At 34.6% G+C, this 18,616-nt stretch carries 23 protein-coding genes, 1 tRNA gene and 1 pseudogene; 6 read left to right on the forward strand and 19 right to left on the reverse strand.

What is annotated here, in order from left to right:
* Together JOC59_RS07660 and JOC59_RS07665 are read right to left on the reverse strand one after the other, a co-directional pair.
* Positions 1 to 586 (reverse strand): annotated as a pseudogene (locus JOC59_RS07660) (IS6 family transposase); the annotation flags it as partial.
* Between the two features lie 16 nt (positions 587 to 602).
* Positions 603 to 899: a hypothetical protein gene (locus tag JOC59_RS07665; RefSeq protein ID WP_205144205.1), complete on the reverse strand. Its 297-nt coding sequence runs from the start codon at positions 897 to 899 to the stop codon at positions 603 to 605.
* 468 nt (positions 900 to 1,367) lie between these two features.
* On the opposite strand from JOC59_RS07665, the gene JOC59_RS07670 reads away from it, so the two are divergent.
* The 3 genes from JOC59_RS07670 (at position 1,368) to JOC59_RS07680 (ending at position 2,926) form a co-directional block, all read left to right on the forward strand.
* A tRNA-Ser gene (locus tag JOC59_RS07670) sits at positions 1,368 to 1,456 on the forward strand.
* A gap of 283 nt (positions 1,457 to 1,739) precedes the next feature.
* Positions 1,740 to 2,048 (forward strand): hypothetical protein, encoded by a 309-nt coding sequence (locus JOC59_RS07675; protein ID WP_205144206.1) that lies wholly within the window; start codon positions 1,740 to 1,742, stop codon positions 2,046 to 2,048.
* 17 nt (positions 2,049 to 2,065) lie between these two features.
* Positions 2,066 to 2,926 carry an MFS transporter gene (locus JOC59_RS07680; RefSeq protein WP_205144207.1) on the forward strand — a complete coding sequence of 287 codons (861 nt, stop codon included), beginning with the start codon at positions 2,066 to 2,068 and terminating at the stop codon, positions 2,924 to 2,926.
* 134 nt (positions 2,927 to 3,060) lie between these two features.
* Here the strand turns inward: JOC59_RS07680 and JOC59_RS07685 are convergent, their stop codons facing one another.
* The 3 genes from JOC59_RS07685 to JOC59_RS07695 are packed head-to-tail and all read right to left on the reverse strand — an operon-like array spanning position 3,061 to position 4,952.
* Positions 3,061 to 3,543 (reverse strand): ECF transporter S component, encoded by a 483-nt coding sequence (locus JOC59_RS07685; protein ID WP_205144208.1) that lies wholly within the window; start codon positions 3,541 to 3,543, stop codon positions 3,061 to 3,063.
* 9 nt (positions 3,544 to 3,552) lie between these two features.
* A complete protein-coding gene (locus JOC59_RS07690; RefSeq protein WP_205144209.1) occupies positions 3,553 to 4,116 on the reverse strand; it encodes a TIGR01440 family protein in 564 nt (187 codons plus the stop codon).
* Positions 4,116 to 4,952, reverse strand: coding sequence for a bifunctional hydroxymethylpyrimidine kinase/phosphomethylpyrimidine kinase (locus tag JOC59_RS07695; protein WP_205144210.1), 837 nt, complete (start codon positions 4,950 to 4,952; stop codon positions 4,116 to 4,118). The genes JOC59_RS07690 and JOC59_RS07695 overlap by 1 nt, the downstream gene beginning before the upstream one ends.
* Positions 4,953 to 5,124: 172 nt before the next feature.
* On the opposite strand from JOC59_RS07695, the gene fabI reads away from it, so the two are divergent.
* On the forward strand, positions 5,125 to 5,880 hold the full coding sequence (fabI, locus tag JOC59_RS07700; protein WP_205144211.1) for an enoyl-ACP reductase FabI: 756 nt from the start codon (positions 5,125 to 5,127) through the stop codon (positions 5,878 to 5,880).
* A gap of 254 nt (positions 5,881 to 6,134) precedes the next feature.
* Here the strand turns inward: fabI and JOC59_RS07705 are convergent, their stop codons facing one another.
* From JOC59_RS07705 to JOC59_RS07720, 4 genes are all read right to left on the reverse strand, one after another.
* On the reverse strand, positions 6,135 to 6,806 hold the full coding sequence (locus tag JOC59_RS07705) for an ABC transporter ATP-binding protein (RefSeq protein ID WP_205144212.1): 672 nt from the start codon (positions 6,804 to 6,806) through the stop codon (positions 6,135 to 6,137).
* A gap of 1 nt (position 6,807) precedes the next feature.
* Entirely contained in the window at positions 6,808 to 7,872 is a 1,065-nt protein-coding gene (locus JOC59_RS07710) for an ABC transporter permease (RefSeq protein ID WP_205144213.1), read from the reverse strand.
* Positions 7,872 to 8,429: a TetR/AcrR family transcriptional regulator gene (locus JOC59_RS07715; RefSeq protein WP_205144214.1), complete on the reverse strand. Its 558-nt coding sequence runs from the start codon at positions 8,427 to 8,429 to the stop codon at positions 7,872 to 7,874. The genes JOC59_RS07710 and JOC59_RS07715 overlap by 1 nt, the downstream gene beginning before the upstream one ends.
* Positions 8,430 to 8,566: 137 nt before the next feature.
* Entirely contained in the window at positions 8,567 to 8,785 is a 219-nt protein-coding gene (locus tag JOC59_RS07720) for a helix-turn-helix domain-containing protein (protein WP_205144215.1), read from the reverse strand.
* 216 nt (positions 8,786 to 9,001) lie between these two features.
* Here JOC59_RS07720 and JOC59_RS07725 point away from each other — a divergent pair, with 216 nt between their 5' ends.
* Positions 9,002 to 9,319, forward strand: coding sequence for a helix-turn-helix domain-containing protein (locus JOC59_RS07725; protein ID WP_205144216.1), 318 nt, complete (start codon positions 9,002 to 9,004; stop codon positions 9,317 to 9,319).
* Entirely contained in the window at positions 9,319 to 9,726 is a 408-nt protein-coding gene (locus JOC59_RS07730; RefSeq protein ID WP_205144217.1) for an ImmA/IrrE family metallo-endopeptidase, read from the forward strand. The genes JOC59_RS07725 and JOC59_RS07730 overlap by 1 nt, the downstream gene beginning before the upstream one ends.
* Here the strand turns inward: JOC59_RS07730 and JOC59_RS07735 are convergent.
* The 10 genes from JOC59_RS07735 to JOC59_RS07780 all read right to left on the reverse strand — a co-directional run bounded on the left by JOC59_RS07735 (position 9,719) and on the right by JOC59_RS07780 (position 18,538).
* Positions 9,719 to 10,357, reverse strand: a complete 639-nt coding sequence (locus tag JOC59_RS07735) for a DUF421 domain-containing protein (RefSeq protein ID WP_205144218.1) — start codon at positions 10,355 to 10,357, stop codon at positions 9,719 to 9,721. The two genes, JOC59_RS07730 and JOC59_RS07735, sit on opposite strands and share 8 nt — an antisense overlap.
* A gap of 17 nt (positions 10,358 to 10,374) precedes the next feature.
* On the reverse strand, positions 10,375 to 10,824 hold the full coding sequence (locus JOC59_RS07740) for a DUF3290 family protein (protein ID WP_205144219.1): 450 nt from the start codon (positions 10,822 to 10,824) through the stop codon (positions 10,375 to 10,377).
* A 107-nt stretch (positions 10,825 to 10,931) separates the two neighbouring features.
* On the reverse strand, positions 10,932 to 11,876 hold the full coding sequence (rfbB, locus tag JOC59_RS07745; RefSeq protein WP_205144220.1) for a dTDP-glucose 4,6-dehydratase: 945 nt from the start codon (positions 11,874 to 11,876) through the stop codon (positions 10,932 to 10,934).
* A gap of 52 nt (positions 11,877 to 11,928) precedes the next feature.
* Positions 11,929 to 12,627 (reverse strand): EAL domain-containing protein, encoded by a 699-nt coding sequence (locus tag JOC59_RS07750; RefSeq protein WP_205144221.1) that lies wholly within the window; start codon positions 12,625 to 12,627, stop codon positions 11,929 to 11,931.
* A 13-nt stretch (positions 12,628 to 12,640) separates the two neighbouring features.
* Positions 12,641 to 13,741, reverse strand: a complete 1,101-nt coding sequence (locus tag JOC59_RS07755; protein ID WP_205144222.1) for a GGDEF domain-containing protein — start codon at positions 13,739 to 13,741, stop codon at positions 12,641 to 12,643.
* Between the two features lie 71 nt (positions 13,742 to 13,812).
* Positions 13,813 to 14,907 (reverse strand): GGDEF domain-containing protein, encoded by a 1,095-nt coding sequence (locus JOC59_RS07760; protein ID WP_205144223.1) that lies wholly within the window; start codon positions 14,905 to 14,907, stop codon positions 13,813 to 13,815.
* A gap of 233 nt (positions 14,908 to 15,140) precedes the next feature.
* A complete protein-coding gene (locus tag JOC59_RS07765) occupies positions 15,141 to 15,863 on the reverse strand; it encodes an EAL domain-containing protein (RefSeq protein ID WP_205144224.1) in 723 nt (240 codons plus the stop codon).
* A 201-nt stretch (positions 15,864 to 16,064) separates the two neighbouring features.
* Entirely contained in the window at positions 16,065 to 17,600 is a 1,536-nt protein-coding gene (locus JOC59_RS07770; protein ID WP_239517071.1) for a TIGR03766 family XrtG-associated glycosyltransferase, read from the reverse strand.
* Between the two features lie 7 nt (positions 17,601 to 17,607).
* Positions 17,608 to 17,979, reverse strand: a complete 372-nt coding sequence (locus JOC59_RS07775; protein ID WP_205144225.1) for a 6-carboxytetrahydropterin synthase — start codon at positions 17,977 to 17,979, stop codon at positions 17,608 to 17,610.
* Entirely contained in the window at positions 17,972 to 18,538 is a 567-nt protein-coding gene (locus JOC59_RS07780) for a hypothetical protein (RefSeq protein WP_205144226.1), read from the reverse strand. Before JOC59_RS07780 ends, JOC59_RS07775 begins: the two co-directional genes overlap by 8 nt.
* Between the last annotated feature and the right edge of the window lie 78 nt (positions 18,539 to 18,616).

Below are 18,616 nucleotides of genomic sequence, written 5' to 3' on the forward strand. Positions count from 1 at the left end.
TGCATGGTTTCAATGCCGTATAATGTCCTAGCTGCTGTCCGAGTGCTCTGATAACTTGCGGAACGAACTTGTTGCCGCTTAATAAAACGGTGATCATGCTCAATCAGATTATTGCGATATTTGGAGCACTGATGCACACCTTTGTGCAGATAGCCTTCCCTAGTAAGCTTTTTAATTACCTTTAGGGTCGCTCCGTACTGATCAGTCACTAATCGGTCTTTAAAAGGCGTTTGAGAAAACGATAGGCCGAGTTAAAGTCACGCTTCTTGCGCAGTTGAAAATCAAGCGTAAGACCTTGATCATCAATGGCACGGTAGAGGTAATTCCATTGACCTTTGATCTTGATATAGGTCTCATCCATACGCCAACTTTTGGAAGTGCGCCGATGGTGCTTACGCCATAGAGCCCGCATAATCGGTGAGTAATATTGTACCCAACGCATGAGGGGTGTGTGATGCACGAAAATACCACGGTCGCGCATCATTTCAACTAGATCTCGATAACTGATGTTGTAACGCAAGTAGTAGCCTACGGCAAAAGTAATCACTGATTGATTGAATTGCCGTCCTTTAAAATGATCAGTCATCTGAAAACCTCCAGTTTCAATTCATGATACAGGATGCACTCTCCCTGAGTAAACTTTGCACCAGAACCATAATTAGCATCACATCAAGTGGTATTTTAGTAAATGCCCCACCAGTTATCATCCCCCATGTACTCATGGTTAAACACATAAGTGTTAGCATTGACCAACTACGAATTCTAGTTGTTTTTTTAAGAATTAATGCGGGATCATTAATTTTTTGCGTTACTTTTTTAATAATTATATTGGTGATTTTAGAAGCAACCAACAGATTAAATATAAATGCTGTTAATACAGTCGGGCCCCACCAAATCATAAATACTCTAATCGAAATGCTATTTACACCGCTTGCAAATAAATGCCCTAGTAAACTCATAATGGTTCCGATACCAAAACACATTTCAGATGTAAAAAAATTCGTTATTTATTTGTCATGATGCTCTCCTAATTAGTTGACAAATAAACTAAATTTTATTAAGCTATACTAGTTTTATAACTTTAGCTAGAAGGCTATACTGCTTGCAAGCATGTTAATAATCTTTTAGCAACTTGGTGGGAGGAACAATTCTTGGCTAGTAAAACCGATCATCAGGATATTATTTATCAAGAATTATATAAATTGGCAAGCACAATCAACGGTTTAACCTTACAGTATACGCAAGATTAAGCCAATAATTTATGTATTATCGCTTAGTTAATCCTTGCTTTATCGTAATTTAAAAATATTACGGCGCGTGCTTTCATTTAGTAATTTTTTTTGTTATACTAATATAGTATTTTAATTGGAGACATGGCAGAGTGGTAATGCAACGGACTCGAAATCCGTCGAACCCGTGTTGAGCGGGCGCGCAGGTTCAAATCCTGTTGTCTCCTTAAAAGTAGATTTTGAGTTAATTCTCAGAAAATAAAAAACGGCTCATCCCTTACTTAAGGCACTGACCCCCTCGAATTGGCGTAAATCCAATCGAGGGGGTCAGTGCCTCTTTATCGGAATTAGCCGTTTTTTGTACATACGGATAAGCTAAAATCAAAATACACAATCCATGCTATATCAACGTTTTTTACAATTAAATTAAATTAAAATAATAAAAATGTTATTTTTTTAATTTAATTTGTGATATCATAATGATACTTTATTTTAATCGGTGTAAATAACATGTTTAAAAATAAAATAATTTTGCCGGCTGTAATCTTATTATCTACTTTATTTGCTAACGGGATTTTTAACTATAGTACTGGTTTGAATTTATTAAATAAAACCCATACTTCAATCAGCTTTGGGCTTGGCTTAATTACCGGTCCTCTCATTGGGTTAGTTTTGGCAACCCCGATTACCAAATTATTACACAGGTATGATAATCATAAAGTTGCAGCAATTGGCTTGAGTGGAGCAACCTTAAGTATTCTTATATATAGCTTTTTGAATAATACTGCTAATCCATTACTTGTCGCAGTTATTTTTTAAGTGTCAATGGTATTTTTATGCGTATGTTTAATTATGCATATATGAATAATCAAATTTATATTGTAGGTGAAGATAATATTCAAAAATTAAATTCGCTAGAACAAGGTGGTATTTCAATCCTCCAAATTGTTAACCCCCTTATTACAGCAATCTTGTGGGCAAAGCTAGGAATGATGGTGACTCAATGGATGGCGGTACTTGTTAGTATTATTGGGGTTAGTCTATTACCACAAGTTAAATATCATAACATGTTAAAGATGGCAGATGTAATGGCCCTCCCCAATTTAAAAACTGTATGGCATGATATCTTTCAGCGCTCAACGGTAAGAAAAATATTTTTACTAGAAACATGTGTTGGTATTTTTTTAGTATCTGAGGTAGTGGCACTAGCTTATATCATAGTTACTAATAATTATGCTAGTGTGAGTTTTCTTGGAATGATTCAAGGACTGATTGGTATCGGTTCTATTTTAGGAGCTGCCTTGGCATATGCTAAACACGTATATACGCCACTTAAGGTTTTAAAATATACTACATTGGCAATAGGCATTCTTTATTCAATCCAAGGTTTAGCCTTTACTTTACCTATTAAAAGCTTAGTTATTGCCAGTATTATCATACTTAATCTTTTAATATCACTAATTAACACATTTACGGCACCAATTAGTTATACAGTTTTACAAACTTCGTTATCCGATAACACGCGGGCTGATGTTTTAACTTGGTATTATACTGCTCAAGAATGTGTTTATCCGCTTGGCGCGCTATTAGTATCAATATTAATGCCCATCATTTCACCAGCAAATTTATATTTAAGCTATGGTTTGTCGATTATTAGTATTGTGTTACTTGTTATGGGCCGTCTTAAAAATCCGTAAAACTAGTCTCCGGTTTGCACATGGGCCTTTTTTAAAGATCATCGAATTAAAAAATTGGATAGCTTGCGTCCGATTACCTTCCAGAACTACACCATCCAATTAATTATTTAAATCATCCCACTAATTTATGACGATTAATTTAGTGGGACTTTTTTATTAATTTTCACAAAAATAATTTGCCCCACTAGGCCCCCAATGAGCCCTTGTAATAAATTCGTTGGCACTCCTAAAATTCCGGTAACCATACTATATAAAAAACTATCCGCAATAAAATAACCCCCAACCATTACTAAAACACTGCAAATTAACGCCAAACTACTACGTCCATATTTAAAAAAGAGCCAACCACAAACTAAGCCCTCTAAACCATGCACAATTAATGAAAAAAACATATATTGGCTATATCCCGAAATTAAATCTAAGAGGAAACCACCCCCACCACCAACTAAAAAACCTAATTTGGGCCCTAGCAGTAGCCCAGCCAATAAAATAACGGCATCACTCAAATTGATATTCCCATGTGTCCAAGGAATTCCAATAATAAACGTTTGCCCGACTACCACAGTTAAAGCTAGTAAAATTGCTGCTAATAATAATTTTCTCAAATTCATTTTCATCAACTAACCCTATTCTTCAATATTATGCTCAGTAAAACTGTATTGTGCACGCATACCACCAATTTTTTTAGGCCGTGATGTTAATGCCACCACCTGGGCAGCTCCCACTTTACGATGTGTTAATTGGACCGGAATTTGAACAAATTTTACATGCATCCCAATTTCTGTACCACCAATGTCAAGTCCCCCCTGAGCAACAATGTGTTCAACTTCAACGGGATCATGCATTGCTTGATAGGCGGCAACTTGCGTCCCACCACCTGCGTGAATTGCTGGTACTACATCGACAATTTCAAAATCATATTTCTCAGCAACTGTTCGTTCAACTAAGAGTGCACGATTAATGTGTTCACATCCTTGTACAGCAATCGCGATTTCCCGTGCTTGTAAAAATGATGCAATCGTTGTATAAATAATCTGCCCAATCGCTAAATTTGAACTAGTCCCCTTCCATTGTCCTAAAATTTCACTCGTACTGCAGCCTACAACGAATAACTGACCACTAAAATTTGTTTTCGCAAAATACTCTGTCAATATCATCTCAAGTTCTTTTTTTAATTGTTTAGTATCCATCATACTTCCTCCTCATTAGCTAAATAACCAAGTAATTGCCGAATTTGTAGCCCATATTTACGCTCTTTAACGCAACTTACGTTATTTTCTGCGATAACAATTGTTAATGCTGCCATCGTTTTCTCTAGCGCTATCGTTAAATTTTTTGCACGTTGTAAATACATGCTTAAAAGTGCACTAAAAGCATCACCTGTCCCATAAAAATGCCCTGCAACTTTTTTTTGCCAAATAAATGCTAGCTCATTAGTGCTTTCCTCTAAATAGGCAACTCCCACATTATTATCCCGTTCGATACCTGTAATAATCACCCGCATCGCCTGGTTTTTCGTCGTTAAAATGGTTAATGTTTGCAAAATATCTTGATCGCTTGGCTTTAATTTAATTGGTTGCTTCGTTAATAATTGAGCTTCTGTCCAATTGGGAGTCAAAATAGTTGCGTCTAGCATCAATGCTTGCATCGCTGTAACATACGTTTGATCAAAGCCTGGATAGAGTGCACCTTGATCGCCCATGACCGGATCAAGTAGGATCGTTTGGGGCTGTAGTTGTTGCACCATACTACCTATTTGCCCGACCATGTTAGCATGGCCAATATAGCCAATAAGTACGTTATTAATCGTCAAGTCACTAATGGTTTGCCAATGTAGATACGCTGCCTTTAACCAATTTTGCATATCTTGTACCACTGGTTGGCCAAATTCTTCAGTTTGTGTCGAATATATTGTGGTGGGGGCTGCAATCGTTGGTAGATTCACAGCCCTAAAGATTGGTAAGGCAATTCCCATTGATAGTTGACCGAGGGCCGATAAATCTTGCGCCACCAAAGTTACTTGCATAAAAAAACTACCTCATTAATTTTTAATTTATGCTTAATAATACCCTATCAACCTTAGCTTATCAATCATCATTGTTTATTTTATCCTACAGCGAATTTAGTTTACCCCGTTGACAATTTTCTTAAAATACGTCATAGTTTATTTATTAATATAGTTAAGAGGTATTTTAAATATGGGACTTTTAGATAATAAAAAAATTATCATCATGGGAGTAGCAAATAAAAGTAGCTTAGCTTTTGGTTGCATGCAAGCCATTATCGAACAAGGTGGTCAGGTAATTTTAACCTATCAAAATGAACGAATGAAGCGTAGTTTGGATCGGTTTGTCGATGATGCTGTTTTAAAGGTTGAATGTGATGTTTCCAATCCTGAAAATATCAAAACGGCTTTTGCGACGATTAATCAAACTGTCGGTAAGGTTGATGGAATTGTACATGCAATTGCGTATGCGGATAAGCGTGATTTAGCAAATGAAGTCACTGACTCAACCCTTGATAGTTTCGCACTTGCGCAAAATATCAGTGTTTATTCGCTAATTGCAACTGCGAAGTATGGGCGTGAAATCATTAATGAAAACGGATCTATTGTTACCTTGACCTATATGGGATCAGAACGCGCTATCCCTAATTACAACGTTATGGGTATTGCTAAGGCTGGCTTAGAGTCGGCCGTGCGCTACTTAGCTCGTGATTTGGCTAGTCAAGCAATTCGTGTTAACGCCATTTCCGCTGGAGCTGTGAAGACTTTAGCTGTGACGGGTGTTAAAAACCATGGCGATTTAATTAAAATGTCAAATGAACGAGCTGTTGATGGCGTGGGGGTTACAATTGAAGAAGTTGGTAATACCGCCGCATTCTTATTAAGCCCCATTGCCAGTGGTGTCGTCGGTGATACGATTTACGTTGATAAAGGGACCCACCTTATCTAATTCAATTTACTACTATTATTTTGCTATTTTTTAGTTGCGCTGCATTAATTTAAAATAAAACTAGTATGATAAACGCATGCACCTTGCATGTTTGCTTAGCAAGCGCCACGTGATTATGTTTACCTAAAAAGGAGCTCGGGACAATCGTCCTAAGCTCCTTTTACTTTTTAATTTAGTGTGATGCGTTGCTTCTTCATTCCGGCCCATTACCTTAAAGCTCTTTCCATTTATGAGACCAATTCGGAGCTCCATTTTTATTTTAACCTATGCATCACGCCATCAACTAACTCATATACATGATCAGCATAGTCTTCTAAGCGTGTATCATGCGTCACAACAATAACCGCTTTGTGCGCGAGATGTGCTAATTGACTAAATAATTGCATGACGGCAATCGCTCGTTCTGTATCCAACGAAGCGGTTGGTTCATCCGCAAGAATAAAGCTTGGATCACCATATAAAGCCCGCGCAATCGCGACCCGTTGCTGTTGCCCACCAGACAATTGATTAGGATACTTGTCTAAAAGCGGCGTTAAGCCTAAAATAGCAAGCATTTCGTTAAATTTACTAGCAGTCAAATTAGCTGTCTTAACTTTATCAACCAACGTAAACTGTTCTTGTACAGTTAGATAGGGAACTAAGTTATATGCCTGTAAAACAAAGCCTATTTTATGTAAACGTAACTGACTTTGTTGTTTAACACTCATTGTCCCTAAAACTTTATCATCAATTTTGACCGTTCCCGCACTAGGGGTTTGTAAACCCGCCGCAATTGTCAAAAACGTCGTCTTGCCTGAACCAGATGGTCCTACAATTAGTATGGTTTCTCCTTGATTAGCTTTAAAATTAATTTGCGTTAATGCTTCATATTGACTGCTACCTGTGCCATATACTTTTTTGACATCTTGCAATTCTAAATTAGCCATCTTAGCCTCCAATAATTTGATATGGATCAAGTTTGATAATTTCGCGAACGGGAATTAACGCCCCTAGCATTGCCATGCCAATAATTGCTAACCCACTAAGCAAAATCATTGTAATTTGGATTTTAATTGGCACAATTGCTGGTAATATAGCTGCCGTAATTAGCACCAATCCTAGCGCGATTAACACTCCGCTCACTGCAAGTAAGGCTGCCTGTAATAAGGTGTTTTTTACCAAATAACTAGTTGGTAAGCCTTGGGCCTTTAATACGCCAAAGTTTGGTAACTTTTGCATGGTTAAAATATATAAAAAGATAGCAATTACAATCAAGATAATGACCATTAAAAAGCCAATCATAAAATTAAACGTTAACGTTTGCGCACGATTCCCCGGCATCTTATTAATATATTGTTCAGCTGAATATAACTTACTATCCTTCAATGTCCCAAGCGTGGGCTTTTTACTAGCAAACGCCACTCCATTCACAAGCGTGGTGGTTTGTTGGCCATCATATTTGGCTAGATTAACGGTTTTAGGTGTCGTATACACTACGGGAACCATATTTAACGTGGCATTATTGGTAAAACCAACAATTTTAACCTTAACCTGCGTATTGGCAATTTTTAAGGTATCGCCTAATTTAAAGCCATCAGTTTTAAACGCACTTGCCACAATTGCTTGCTTACTGTGTAATTCTTTCGTACCACTTGTAACCTTCAAACGTTTAAAAATAAATTGATTAGTTTTAATACCAACAATTTGAGCGGAATCTTTTTTACCAGCTTGATTTTGAACAAGGCCACTCAGTAGCGAAATTTGGGCCCCTTTGTTTTTAAGTACTTGCCTATCCCGGTTTGAAATTACCGATTGTGGCAAATTAATTTGGGCGTCTTTATTCAGCACGATACTTTGTGCTTGCCAGCTATCAACCGCCGCACGGTTCAAGTTTGATAACCCGTTTGATAAGCCCGTTAGAATAAAAACTAAATAACTAACTAAAAAGATCATCCCAATCATTAAGCCATAGCGTAATTTTTCATGCTTCATTTCTTTAATTGCTAAAAACATTATACCCGCGCCTCCAAAGTACTTCCATGTAAGAAAATCGTAATCATTTCACGAATTTCCTGTTCGCCATTTAGGACATATTTAACGCTAACATAGGCTGTTAAAATACGCATAAAATGCATAGTGACTTGTTGGGCCGTCATATTATTCGCTAAAGTAAAATCATTAAAGACCATGATAAACGGTTGTAAATAAGCATGCCGCCATTCAGCAAATAATACTTTATTATCCTCACCTTTAAAAACAGTTTGCATATCATGCATTAATTGCGCTAAGTTTAAATTTTCTTCATTAATAATAAATTCACTCATTAAAAAAAGACGCTTTGCTGCTGGTAATGGCTCTTGGCTGATCGTCATTAATGCCGTGCCTAAGTACTGGGTATATGTGGTTACAACCTGCTGATACAATGCCTTTTTATTTTTAAAATAATAATAGAGCACCGGTTGTTTAATGTCTAAATGCTCAGCTAACTGGCGTGTACTCGTCGCCTGATAACCATTTTTCATAAAGAAGCTAGTGGCTTTGGTTAAAATTTCTTCGCGAATGTCATTCATAGTGTGCTCTCCTTTAATGCTAGTTAGATTTTATCACTTGATAAAATAAATAGCAATCAATTTAACCACAATAAAAAAAGCAGCCGATAAAGTTTCCTTTACCGCCCCTCTAATAACTGCTATCTAATGCCAATTGCTTATTTCAAATCAAATTCTTCAACTAGATACTGATAAATATCATTAACTAGTGCTTCCGCCCGTGGAGCGACATAGCGTTTATTCAAAATTAAACTAATAAAAGACCGTGAATATCCAAAATGTTTAGCGATTTGTTGTTGATTAACAATATTACGATGATTAGCAAGCCAGCCCTTAATTGCTTCAGCTTTTTCGTTTGTTTCCGGTTTATCAAACATCTAACTTTACTCCTTGTTATTAAACTTTGTTAAGAAACATATTGAACGCTTTTATTCAATGTAATACAATAACAACATATTATTCTTGATTAATATGCCGTTCACCAAAATACGTTGTTATTAGTTAACAATGAATACAATTAATTGTATTACATTGAATAATTTTTAACAATAACTTTTATTAAATATAATACAAAATTAATTTAGAGGTTATCAATGTCAACACTAGAACGTATCAAACTACTTGCTAAACAAAAAAACATGTCATTACGCAGTTTAGCGACGGAGGCTGGCTTAGGACCGACTACGATTTATAATTGGAAAAATCGAACACCTGATGCAGCTAATCTTGCTAAAGTTGCGCAAGTTTTGGCTGTTTCCTCAGACTATTTACTCAATGGTAGCCAACCTGAAGAACATAGTAATCCCACGGTTGACTTAGCCCAAGATGGGGTTTACCTTTATGACGGTCAAGAATTATCCGCTGCTGATATGACAATTATTAGAAATATTCTAGAAAGGATTCGTAATTAATGCTGAGTTATTTACTTAAAACCGCTAAAGCACACCATATCAATCTTTATTTTACCGATGACCTCCCTAAACATATCAGTGCTTTTGCTGACCAAAAAAGCCAAAGCATCGTTATCAACAATACTTTGGCGAACTGTGGTGCTACGTATTATAAAATTGCCCATGAAATAGGCCATCTAATTACTGACAATCACCCAGTTAATTATAAACTACGCTATAATCAGCTTAAAAATGAGCAAATTGCGCATCAACTAGCTTTAAATTTATTACTACCCTTTTATTTAAGTCAAAAAACACCTGAAGATGTCAATCTGCATCAACTTATGCGCTACTTTGATATTCCGACCAGTTTAACGGGTACTGTCAGTAAGTTCGTTACTAACTATTTCACCCTAACCGCTAATTAGCATTAAAACTATGTAAGATTAACCGGCCATGAATAAACTCACCTAAATAAATATCGTCTATTTTTTTACCTGTTTGGTTTAAAACCTCTTTTTCAATCCATGATACATCTTTATCAAGTGTTTCTAATAACTGATAATTAATTTGACCATCTTGAATTAAGGGATACTTAACCGTCTCGTCACCATACCGAATAATTGTCAGTTGCCCATTTTGCTCTAAAATCGCGCGTTTCACAGTTTGAATTTCATCAACACCCGCTGCTCTTAATTTAAACATTAACTCACTAGCAGGTAAGCCCATCTTCATAATGGCATTCATTTCTAAGGCCCCATTTTTAATAACTACTAACGGTTGCCCATCAACAAAACGTTTTATCCAATAACTATGCTCTTTTAAAAATTTCATTAATAATACTAAAAAGGTCCAAATTACTAAAACCATTGCGAAATTTAAAACTGTAATCGTATTATTATAAATAACACCACCAATGATTCCCCCTAACACATAGTTTTGAACTTGGTCTAATGCTGAAATTGGAGCTAAATTCCCCTTACCAAGAATATTAATTTGAATTACTAGCATAATAATCCCAATCGCTAATTTGATAAATACATCAAGATATGTTGGCATCCCCGTAAACCCCTTACTTACTCATTAAGCATTATTTTTGTTTCTTTATTAACCAAATTAATTGGTACAATCCGATACGTTGCTTGATCGGAACTTAATTCAATTTTGTAATATTGGTTCGCAATTTTGACAAGCATATTGTCATTAATTGTTTGTGAGTTGATATAAATGTGTTCCACATTTGTTTTTTTTACTTTGGCAATACTTTTAACAAGTGACGTAATTGTAAGGCGTTGCGTATCATTTAAGCGAGTATCACTATATTTTTGATACTGAATCCCAGTTAAAATTAGCACTAACAACAGCATAATCAAACTAATATCGCGGTACTTACTCGCATAGTTGTTCCGTAGGTATAGTAAAATAAAAAAAGCTCCTACCAATAAACTAATTAAAATTGCAAAATACCCAAAATATGTCAAAATTGATTGATTTTTGGATAAATAATCTAAATTATAAAAATGCATCTTGTGCTTAACTATTAATAATTATTTGCTCCCAACGAATTACTAATAATCCCCTTCTTAATATATTTATGTCATAAACATCAGTAATAATACGTGGTTAGCACGCACTAGTAAAGTTCGACTAACGCAGCTAAATTGGCAGTTAAGTCTGTTTTGCGTGGATACCAGTTTAATTCACGCTTAATTTTGTGATTATCTAAGGCATATTTTAAATCATGACCAGGTCGATCAGGGCCATAGCAGTAAAAGTCACTTGGTAAATGCATCACTGCTAAGAGTTGTTTTACTATTGCAACATTACTATATAAACAATCGCTTGAAATCAAATAAGTTTCCCCAATTCTTCCCGCAAATAAAATCATGTATAGCGCGCGCACATGATCTGTAACATGTAGCCAATCTCTTACATTGGTGCCATCACCATATAAATAAGCTGGCTGCCCCTGTTTTAATCTTGTAATTTGCTGAGGAATAAATTTTTCCGTATGTTGCAACGGCCCATAATTATTCGTACAATTGGAAATGGTCGCCTTAATGCCAAATGAACGAATCCATGCTCTAACTAACATATCTGCACTCGCCTTACTAGCTGAGTATGGACTCGATGGGCGATAGGGACTATGCTCATCAAATTTAGCAAGACTATCTAGTGGCAGATCGCCATACACTTCATCCGTTGAAATCTGATGATAGCGTAGATTGTATTTACGGACAACCTCTAGCAAAGTATACGTACCCACAATATTGGTTTCAATAAACGGTTTTGGCGCAGCCAAGGCGTTATCATTATGACTTTCTGCCGCAAAATTAATAAGCATGTCACATTCAGCTGCAATGCTATCCATTAATACTTGATCACAAATATCACCTTTTATAAATTGACATCGTGGTCCGATCACACCTGCTAAGTTTTGTTTGTTCCCCGCATAGGTTAGTTTATCAACACACATAATTATTACATTGGGGTTTTGGTTTAAGACATAGCGAATAAAATTACTCCCAATAAAACCAGCCCCGCCGGTTACTAACATCTTTATTTTTTTCAGTCCCATTTAGTCACCTCAGTTTAAAGCCCTGGCTAATATTTAGCTAAAACACTCATTGTTAGTATCCGGTTCCTAGTAACCATCCTTGCTGAAAATGCACGCCATTTGCTAAATAAAACTCTAATTCATGTTGATCACTCATGCCTTCACCAATAACAAGCTTATCATTTAACTTACTGATTAAATTTTGATATTCACCACTATTTAAAATGGCTTTTGGTGTATGCTTACATGTTTGGTGTAAATCAGCTGAAAACTTGATACCTGCGACATCTGCTAAAAACGTTGTTAAATAAATTTTATTTTTTAATAAAATATCCACATCATCGAGTAACACTTGATACCCTAATTGCTTCAGCATATGTAATTGTTCTTTAAACACGTCAACTGAAAGATTAAGTGAGAGTCTTTCAGTAATTTCCAGGTATAAATTGGTCTGATAACTTAACATTGCTTGTAAAAATGTTCGACAGGCAATCGTTAACAACTGGGTTGGCTCAATGTTCACAGAAACTTTAATTGTCGGTTCTGCCTGAAATAATTTTTCCAATTGGCCTGTCAGCCATGCAAAAAACTGTTGATTTCCATCAGGTGTTGCAATTAGTGCCTGAAATTCTTTTACCGGAAAGCGCCCATCTTTGCGCGAACGTAATAGTAGTTCACTAAATAATAGTTCTTTTTCTAAAAGATTATCTTTTTTGGTCACCTGCCAAATTGGTTGCCTAACTAAGTACCAATTATCAATATACGCATCCACTATTCTATCCCTCTTATTTATCTTCATCTGTTAATATATCAATTAAGTAGCTATTGCGACTTTGATTTTTTATCCGATACAATAATTTATCAGCTTGATTAAATGTTTGTTGATTATCACCCACAAAATTAGCATTAAAGCTCACACCAGCTGAAAAAGTTAACGTGAATGGCAAATCACGCCGACTAGCTTGTGCTAATTGAGCTTTCAGGGCACCCAAAATTGCCTTGACAACTGGATACTCTTTAAAAATGACAATTGCTAATTCCTCACCACCATACCGATAAATTCTAAAATCAGTAGTTGTAAAATAATCTAACATCGTCGCTGTTAAATTTTCCGCAATCAAAACTAATGCTTGATTACCTTGATCATGCCCAAAGTGATCATTAATCTTTTTAAAATGATCAATATCAATTAAAATAAGCGTTAGCTTGCGCTTGTCTTGACTATATTGTAAAAAATCAGCACGTAATTGGCGAAAGTTATATAAGCCAGTTAGCCCATCAACCTCAGACTCATGTAACTTATCTAAAATTTTACCGCGACTGTAATTAAACTTATTATTTAACTTGTCTAGTACAATTATAAAAATAAAGTTCATTATAAGCAAAATTAACGTCTTCGAAACTGAAATTACCACTAAACCATTGACATTCCAATCAATGAATATATGTAATCCTGATAATAATGAAGCTACTATCACCGCGGTTAGTACTATACTATGCGAGTAATTAGTGACCACCCACATTACCATGCCAATCACGAATTCACTCAATATCACTAATAATAGTGTATAAAAATCAATTTCATAATTTTTAAAGATATACACTAGCACTAAGAACGGATGTAAACCGATTCCAATCATCGCTGGTCGAATATTCTTATACGCCACTGGTAAGATTAATGTCAACGCAAACAAACAATCATTCCCCAACATCTTAGTACTTAATCCTAAAATTACGTATGTTAAAAATATATAAATAATCAGATCCCCAACATGGTATATTTTAGTACTTTTTTGAAACATGTAAAATTGGCGAACATATAAATATGCAACTAACATACTTAACACTGAAAATAAGGTAATACTATAGTTATATATATTTATCATAATAATCTACTTATTTTTTTATTTTAATAATATATTATACAGCATTAAAAAAATATTTAAATAACATTTAATTAATTTTCGATTAAGTAATTATCACGGCCTTCGGTTTTAACTTGGTATAATAATTGATCAGCTTGTCTAAATGCTTCTAAATTATCGAAATGATGTTTTTTATTAAAACTCACACCAATTGATAACGTTAAATTTTCATTATACAGTCTTAAGCTTTCATTACTGATCAACGTTTTCAGTTCACGTAAAATTTGATCAACTTGAGGAATATGATCTTCTAAGACAACCACAATTTCTTCGCCACCATAGCGGTAAATCCGATATTGATTTCTCGCAAATTTAGCCGCAATCATCCTTTTCACCGTATCAGCCACAAATTTTAAAATTTCATTGCCATGGCTATGCCCATGCGTATCATTTAATTTTTTAAAATGATCAATGTCAATAATAATGATTATTAATTCTTGGGCGTCATTAGGTGCCACTTTTAGGACATCTTGGTTTAACTGCCGAAAATTATACAAACCAGTCAAATCATCCCGATCATAACTCGCCAATTTAAGTTGAATTTCTTTAATTTTAGCGTGAATAATTTTACTTGCATAGTAAATAAACAAACCAAGTAATAGATTATTAATCATCGTTAATCCAACTTGGATCGAACCATAACTAAAAATAGTTCCTTTAATCATTAAACTATTTTGATAAATTTCGATACACGCCATTACAAAACTAGCACTAAGATACATTAATAGTTCCGGTTTAATTAACCGCCGAATAAGCAATAGCGAGATTATCCCAATTGCACCAGCGAGTAACAACTTAATGACTAAGTCCATCGTATAGTTTGGATACCAAAACGAAAAATACACACTTATAATCAGCGGTGTTAAAATCCCCCCCAAGATGATAAAGCGATAACTTAAAAACGATAACATGAATAGTAGTGGGATATAGTACAATGTAATATTTGTTAAAAAGTCCCGACTGAGCGAAACAATGTTGTAAGTAAATACAATATACAAAAATAAATACAAAGCTTTTGAAATATTATTATTTTTTATGAAAATTGTATTTTGCTGTACTAATAGTAAAGACAAAACTGTACTAATTGCAAAAAATAGTACAATCCCATAACAATATATAAAATCCATTTTTTTGTATCCTTTATTGCTTGGTTAGTGCATAATAAAAAAATTAGCGCAAATATTACTATTGGCCGCTTATTACACCCAAGTTATTTTAAAATAAAATAATGCTAAATCATTTCTTTTATTATTTTATTAATTAATATTATCTTTTAATTATATAATTTTAACACAATAAAGAGACCCTGACAAAATAAAAAAATTGACATGGTCTTCTTTTTTCTGATTTTTAAGTTAGGTTAAACTAATTCTTCTTTCCCTAAATACCAACCTTGCTGATAAACAATACCTAAATTTAAATATTTATCAGAATGTTGTTTATCACTCGTTCCTTCACCAATTATCATATAATTGGTGAATTTTTGTAATTGGCTAATTAAAGTAAAAATTTGGGTACTACATTGTGTGGCTACTAACATGGGAGATATCTTAAACCCATGGACATATTTAGCCAATTTGGTCATAATTGATGTATACTCTAGTAAAATATCAACATCATCTAGTAAAATATAAAATCCCTGCTTATTAATAATTGCTAGTTTAGCCATTAACTCATTTATATTCGTATCTTTAGGTAAACGCTCGGTAATTTCAATTATTATTTGTTGCTTAAACGCACTTAAGCTTTCTAAAAATGGTAATATGCTATCAGCTAATAGCTGACTCGGTTCAATATTAATTGATACCTTAATTACATGATCTTTCTTAAATAAGTTTAATAAATTAAGCTGTAACCACTTAAAAAAACAAGCATTACCTTGTGGTGTTTTAATTAGTTCATTAAATTCTTTAGCTGGAAAGCAAGCCGTTTTCTGGGTCCTCAATAATAATTCATAAAATACAACGTGTTTATTATTGCTTTTGACTGATTTACCATTGGTAGCAACCAATTTATCATTAAGGTAATAGATTGGTTGCTTAACGAGATACCAATTGGCCAATTCCAATTCTTCTTTATTCACAGCAAGGCTCCCTTATTAATCATCTTATACTAACTAATATCGGTTGGTATGCAAAATTTTTAACATAAATATGGTATTTTTTATGACTATTTTTTATGTTTTAACATCATAAAAAAACGATTAAGTTAACGGTCTTTCATCAAAGTCACTATTCCTAATCGTTTTTAAGTATATTTTAATTGCGTAATTTTTTCTATAAACCTAATTATTATCTTTTAACCAAGCAAATTTTTCTTTAATCAAATTGATACTCGTTACCCAACATAATGATGCTAACACCAAAAACATTGGCAAAAATTGAATTAGGTATCGTGAACGGCCACCTTCAAAAATTAGTAAATACACAAATCCGCCAATGATTGCTAAGCGCATTACCATCGTAAATTTATTTTTTTGCTGCCAGCCTAATACAATAACACCCAGAATAGCAATCCACCAAACTTGCGCTATGTATCTAAAATCAGCCAGATGCTTGCCTTGTGGGTAATAAAACTCTTGAATTAAGCGTTTGAGACCACTGCCAGTCGGGTGCACGTCCATAAAATTACCTTCGATTAGCCATGCAAACGTCCCATCAGCACTATTTTTATTCTGCTTGTGTAGCAAGAAGCGTAAATAACCCCAAAAACCTTTTTTTTGCAAACGCGCAATTAATTTTTGCTTGGAATAGGCGCGCATCTTGGCTTGTGACGGTTGTTTAGCCATTGCTAGCGCATCCTTGGCATTATACCCTCCATCACCACTAACGCCCATGCTAATAAAGTGAATTGCCGGAATTGTCCGCTTTTTTTCAATTTTAATATAGTTTTGTTGATTAAGTCCTTGTTGCACATACGTATAGGTCGTCGCTAAACTGATACCAATTATCCCTAACAGTAAGCCGGTTTTTATAAAGTTCTTGCGATTAAGCATAATTATTTCCAGGATATACAGGGCAATGATTGGAATGATTGCTGAAGGTTTAATAAAATAAATGCTTGCACCAATAACACCCATCCCAATTGCTAATCCACCTAAAAGCAGTTGATTTTTAAGCTTATTAGTTAATGCATACAAGACAATTAATGCGCTTACTAACGGTAAAACGGCAATATCAGAGTAAGGTACTAAAACCATTGGAAAGACCATTAACCATGCTGCATGCAAGTATAGCGCCGCTTTTAAGCATTGCGAATTAATTATATATACTGCTAATAAATTTAAAGCGACGGTAATCCCTAATAAGGCACTATTGATTAAATCAAAAACGAGCCAACTGTGACTATTAACAAGCAAACTTAATGCATGTTGTACTAACAATAGCGGTAAGTTATTCGTATTATAACTAAAATAACTTTGTAAATCACTTTGCTTAGGATTAATTAACGCATCATGTAGTGCCCCGGGATCAAATCCAATTGCTGGATGGGTATTAACAATTACCAAAATTTGTACTCCAAAGGCGCCAGCTAATAAAATACTGCCGGTTAAATATCCTTTGTTAATAAATACTTTTTTTAACCAAACTTGCAGTGTCGGATTAACCACACTTACCAATCCACCAATTATCAAAATTAATAAAAAAACAATGGTTACCCACGTTGTCTGGTCACCAATGGTTTGTTTTGTAACTGTATCACCCAATGTCAGGTTTGGTGATACTAATGCAAAATAAAAAGTTAACCCTATAAATAAACCGAACATGATATTAATTATTTTTAGTAGTTTTTTATCTACACGTTGATAAAATTTTGCCATAATTGTCCTATCGATCAATGCTTACTGCATAAAAACGCATTGGTGACTCACCAACTTCGATTTTGGCTAACTGACAATTCAGTTTAGCCAACGCATTGGTTAAGATATCAAATAAATAGTCAGCAAAATTTTCCAAAGTTGGATTAATCTGATCAAAGGGCGCAACGCTATTTAATTTTTGCCCTGAAAATTTAGCTAATGTTTGGTTTATGACCGCCTCAATATCTTCAAATTTAAGATTAATCGGATAAACATGCGGTTGGATATCTAAAATAAGTTCCCAAGTGTGGGGATGTTCCTGTCCTTCCCCTTGTTCCCACCGAACGGCATGACTGGCATTAATAAATGTTCTTAAACGATATTCGTATCTTTTATTCATTTCCCCTATCCTCTTTGGTATTCCGATAATCTTTTATTATCACTTTTTTAATGGCACCCATTTCATCATTAAATTTACGAGTTTGCCAACTGGCACTTTGCGTAATGGTGTTAATAATCCCAATAAATCTAATTAGTGAACACAACATATTGTAGAGTGGTAGTGTCAAGATGACCCACCATTTACTTTTAAAGTAATTACGCTCTACCTTAAACTCTTTTAATAATAAGGTTACATTGATAAAGTTCATCAATGAATAGGCCATGTATAACAAATACATAAATAAAATTGATAAGCCAATGACAACCGGTGAATAACCAAAGAATAGCAAAACAAATAGCCCAATCATCCAGATTAATCTTGGAAAAATAAACGTATGATCAATCATTAATCGACTAATCATAAAGTTTTTAAAGAAGTGCCGAACTTCTAATTTATTTTGCATGAAATTTTGCGCGACCTCTATTTCACCCCGTTGCCACCGTTGCCTTTGCAGATAAAGCTCAGCTAACCCGGAAATTGGTTCAACATAAAAAATTGCATTTGAACTGACCCCCATAAATTGGAGTGATGTTTTAAGCGATTAATTGGATGGCATGTTTCCGGAATTCAACCGGAGTCATGCCGTCCAATTTTT

It is taken from the genome of Periweissella beninensis (assembly GCF_016908275.1).
GTDB classification, from domain to species: Bacteria; Bacillota; Bacilli; order Lactobacillales; family Lactobacillaceae; genus Periweissella; species Periweissella beninensis.